The organism is Rhodococcus sp. IEGM 1351 (assembly GCF_030056875.1).
GTDB lineage: Bacteria > Actinomycetota > Actinomycetes > Mycobacteriales > Mycobacteriaceae > Rhodococcus_F > Rhodococcus_F opacus.
This window is the reverse complement of sequence record NZ_JASHKU010000083.1, coordinates 1-1153: the sequence shown is the minus strand read 5'-3', so window position 1 is coordinate 1153 and position 1153 is coordinate 1. Positions and strand designations below refer to the sequence as shown.

The window sequence follows — 1153 nt, the reverse complement described above, 5'->3', positions numbered from 1 at the left end:
CTAGTGGTGTGTCTCTGATTTAGCTGATCTTTTCGAGTGCGACGCGGCCGCGGGCGACCTTGGCGAGGATGGATTCGGCGGTCGCGGTCCATTCGTAGGGTCGGGGGTTTTCGTTGTGGGCGTCGAGGTATTCCTCGATCGAGGCGATGAGGTGCGGTACGGAGTGAAAGACCCCGCGTCGCAGAGCTTTATCGGTCAGCTCTCGGAACCAACGTTCGACGAGGTTGAGCCATGAGGAGGAGGTGGGAGTGAAGTGCAGGCGGAACCGGGGATGCTTGTCGAGCCAGGCCCGGACCTTCTCGTGTTTGTGGGTGGCGTAGTTGTCCAGGATCAGGTGGATTTCCAAGTCCTTGGGCACCTCACGGTCGATGGTGCGCAGAAATCGCAGGAACTCCTGATGGCGGTGGCGCGGCAGGCACTGGCCGATCACGGTGCCGGTGAGGACGTCGAGCGCGGCGAACAAGGTGGTGGTGCCGTGACGCTTGTAGTCGTGGGTCATCGTCTCGCCGCGGCCCTTGATCATCGGGAGCGAGGCCTGCGTCCGGTCGAGGGCCTGCACCGACGACTTCTCGTCCGCGCACAACACGATCGCCCGCTCGGGCGGGTTCAGATACAGACCGACGACGTCGACGAGCTTGTCCTCGAATCGCGGATCGTTCGACAGCTTGAACGTCTCGACCCGGTGCGGCTTGAGTCCACGAGCGGACCACACGCGCTGGACCGTGTCCTTCGAGACCCCGACATACTCGGCCATCGTCCGGCAACTCCAATGAGTCTCGCCTTTCGGGCGGTAGTTCTGCGTCAGGTCCACGATCTCGTCGATCTTCTCCTGCGGGATCGAGGGCTTGCGACCTCGACCCTTGCGCACCTCGCCCAACCGCGCCATGCCATCCTCGGCGAACCGTGTCCGCCAGTTCGCCACCGATCCCGGCGATACCGACAACGCCTGCGCGATAGCCGTGTTGGCCACACCCTCGGACGCCATCAACAGCGCCTTGGCCCGCACCACCTCCCGGTGCGCACCCGTCTGCGACCGCGCCAACGACTCGAGCAAAACGCGCTGCCCATCGGAAATCTGCAAAGCGGGTACCGGATTCCTCATGCACGGATTCTATCGAATCAATCCATATTTATTTGCGAGACACACCACTAG

General features: G+C 62.7%; 1 protein-coding gene. It reads right to left on the bottom strand.

Annotated elements, in window-relative coordinates:
* Nucleotides 1–19: 19 nt before the first annotated feature.
* Nucleotides 20–1102 (bottom strand): IS630-like element ISRjo2 family transposase, encoded by a 1083-nt coding sequence (locus tag QM806_RS40845; RefSeq protein WP_283295036.1) that lies wholly within the window; start codon nucleotides 1100–1102, stop codon nucleotides 20–22.
* Nucleotides 1103–1153 lie beyond the last annotated feature (51 nt).